At 34.7% G+C, this 3301-nt stretch carries 3 protein-coding genes; all 3 read right to left on the bottom strand.

The window, feature by feature from the left end; translation table 11 throughout:
- Positions 1–116: 116 nt before the first annotated feature.
- Entirely contained in the window at positions 117–347 is a 231-nt protein-coding gene (locus tag KDU71_RS22560; RefSeq protein ID WP_212193395.1) for a hypothetical protein, read from the bottom strand.
- A 401-nt stretch (positions 348–748) separates the two neighbouring features.
- Entirely contained in the window at positions 749–1615 is an 867-nt protein-coding gene (locus KDU71_RS22565; RefSeq protein ID WP_212193396.1) for a CPBP family intramembrane glutamic endopeptidase, read from the bottom strand.
- A 245-nt stretch (positions 1616–1860) separates the two neighbouring features.
- Positions 1861–2508, bottom strand: a complete 648-nt coding sequence (locus KDU71_RS22570) for a HEPN domain-containing protein (protein WP_212193397.1) — start codon at positions 2506–2508, stop codon at positions 1861–1863.
- Between the last annotated feature and the right edge of the window lie 793 nt (positions 2509–3301).

A 3301-nucleotide genomic window follows, 5' to 3' on the forward strand; every position in this document is an offset into this window, starting at 1 on the left:
TCATATCAATCCCCATAGATAGTGATTTCTAACCGGTTGTCGGCAACACCGCGTTCAGACTCTGGTTTTCAACCAGCCAGAACGCTTAGTTATTGTGCCTTGTTATTTATATTTTTTTATAGTTCTAAATCTATAATTTGCCATTCTGTCTCGTTCTTGGTCAAAACAACTTTTGTCACTATCGTGTCTTTTGAACCGAAAATTCGTATATAAAATTTAGCTTTACTAGTGCTTAATTCTCCACCAATCTTATTCTCATAGCCCTGAAAGTCACCTATTCTTTCTCTTGTCAAGCTGTCTTGTGTTAAATATTCAATAGTTTTCTCAAAAGCTACTGATTCTGTCATAATATTTGCAGTCCTGGTCGAGAATAAGTAAATGCTAAAAGCAAATATGATTAAAATAAATATGGCATTCTTTATTTTTGAACTGACACTTAAGTTTCTTAGCATATTCCTTGATTCTTAATTGCTACTTTCTATTCTGCGAATTTCTTATTTGTCGTACTGTATTAATACGTTTTTGCATTTTTTAATAAGGCACAACGGCCAGGCTATGAAGCGTAAGTGTATATTAACCAGTTTTCACTACCAAACTTCAGGAAGCCAAAACGTTGTATTTGTTTTTATCTTATTCATTTCAAAAGCCAAATCAACGATTTGGCGCTGGTTGCCGAAGCTGCGAACCAACCAAAATGAGTCGGCTCACTTATGCTTTATTAGCCATTGTTGGCATTTCGTTATTTTTTCTAGAGAGCGTCTTTTATATTTTGAAGCTTTTCTTGCCATTGGTAATGAATACTCAAAAAAGCTAACAGATTATTAATTCCATGAGCAATTATTAATGGCCATAGCTTCTTAAAATTGATGTAATATATTCCAAATACTAAAGCTATTGCAGGTATACTAATTAATGAATACCAACCTTGATATGTATGGAAAGAGAGCCTAACAAGCATACTAAAAATAATCACTAATACAGGGTTTAGCCTTTCTAAACGTTTAAATAGATACCCAATAAGTAATAATTCTTCATAGATTGAATTTATTACAATAATCATTGTCAAACTCAGCCAATCGGCATTTATTGTAAGGTTTGGCTTATTCCCTGAATTTATTACATCTGAGCCTAGAATTGTTGAAATTCCAAAAGTAATATTGATTAAGAAGTTAGTGATGTAGAAAAGCAATACTGCAATGAAAATCATTCGAAATTTAAAGTTTAGATTAAAGTCGGATAATTTCCAGCCACGGTATTTTAAGAAAACTCCAATGATGGTCAATATTATGATTTGATACAGAGTATTATAATACGTTCCGTAATCTGTAACTTGAATTTCTTTGGAAGTATACCCGTATAAAAAGCTAAGTGTCGAATTATACGCTAAAAATCCAAATCCTAGCATTAAAACAATTATTAATTCTAACTTCGAATTATAAATAGACTTCTCTTTTTTCTCTTTCTTTATTTCGCTTGTCTTTAATGAATTTCGACGATTTACTTCTTCTATAATTAATTGTTTCTCTTCCCCAAAGTAATAGTTAAGTTCCTTGGATAACTGTTCGATTTCTTTATCTGACTTGCTTTGAAGTTTAATTTTTAATTCGCTAATCATATTGGTTATTGAAAATCAAATTCGTTAGGGTATGTGGTTTAATGAATGCCAACGTTCAGGCTATGAAGCGTAAGTGAGGATTAACCAAACTGCACTTTCAAACTGCACTGAGCCAAACGTTGTATTTGTTTTTTATCTTTTTCATTTTAAAAGCCAAATCAACGATTTGGCGCTGCTCGCCGAAGCTACGAACCAACCAAAGCCAGTCGACTCACTTATGCTTTATTAGCCATTGTTATGGGCTTTTATTTCAATGATAATTCTTTAACTTTTACAACTTCCCCTTTATATTCCGGTACAGAAAAACCTCCTCCTTGCATTTCAAATTCTTGCCCAATCTCATCAACCATTAAAAAATAGCCTTTACCAGTACATTCCATAGCGGCCTTTTTACTTTGTCCAAGTACGATGTAGTTAGCGTCACAGATTTTTTTGTCTGAACTGCTAATTGCCTTTTGATAGTCAGATTTAATTATTTCACCAGTCTTGTCATTTGTTATAATTACGTTTGAATCTAATAATTTAATAGTAAAATCTAGTTCCGTAATTATTTGATGAACAAGAAAACCAAAAGAAATTTTTTCTTTGAAGTTGTCGTAATACCTTAGCTTATATGCTTGACCTAAAATTTCAAGAAAAGTAGCATCCAAAGAATTTAAGATATTGTTGTTTATCTTTTTAAACTCCTTTTTCAGGTCTTTAAGTTTGTCTAGATGAACTGGTTTTTTCACCCCATTACTTATTAAAATTGACTTGAGGTATTTCTCCACAGAAGAGCTTGCTAATGTTATGCCCTGAATAAAGAAGTCATTCATTAATAAAAATCTACTGGCTTTATAGTCTTTAAAACCTGTCGTTTTAAAATTTAAAGCGATATTCCCATTGCTCTTCATTTCTTTTTTTCGGATTAAGTTTTATCATAATTGCCCATAACGTTTGCTGCATGAAGCGTAAGGAGCTTAACCTGCACTTACCTGCCTTTTGCAGCTGAATTATTCGTGTACGTGGTTTCTAATTTAGCTATTTGTTTTAATGTACGAGGTACAGGCCGAATTAATCATTGCTACCTCTCCTCTATCCGCTTAGCCCTTATGCTTTATTTGCAGCGTGTTATGCACTGCCCGTTTTTACCATTTTTAAAGTGCTCAAGTACCAGCTGAACTGACTTGTTAGCTCCGAAGCAACTGTAAAACGTCCAAATATTGGCTACACTACCTACACCGCTCTTTTGGGGGGCGAACACCTACTGCAGTGCTTTAACCCTCCGAACCTTTCAAATAGCACCATTTGCAGGTCGGACGGAGCGGGCTGGCTTTTTATTACTTATACCAAATTGCTTTTAATGAAAGGCTTTAATTACTTATGCCACATTTCTTAGACTGCATTGGTGTGCTTCGGGCGTGCGCGAGGAGCAAATGAGCAACCTACCTGCACTGACCCCCAAAAATAATCCATAATTGCACCAAAGGTGCCTGGGTTGTGCATAACGGTTCGGCCATATGAAGTGGCCCTGGTGCGTGTGGTTTATTCGCTTTCTTGTTTAAGCTGCAGCTGGCGCGGGAGATAAACTTCCAAACTCCACAAAAGCCAAGGCTACTTTATGATGGCTTGTTGCACTAAACCTAAAGGTAGCTAAAGTCCGTTGTCTCAGCTACCTTTATTTGTCTTATAATACTTAGTTATGAA

This window comes from Carboxylicivirga sediminis (genome assembly GCF_018156225.1).
In the GTDB taxonomy this organism is placed as follows: domain Bacteria; phylum Bacteroidota; class Bacteroidia; order Bacteroidales; family Marinilabiliaceae; genus Carboxylicivirga; species Carboxylicivirga sediminis.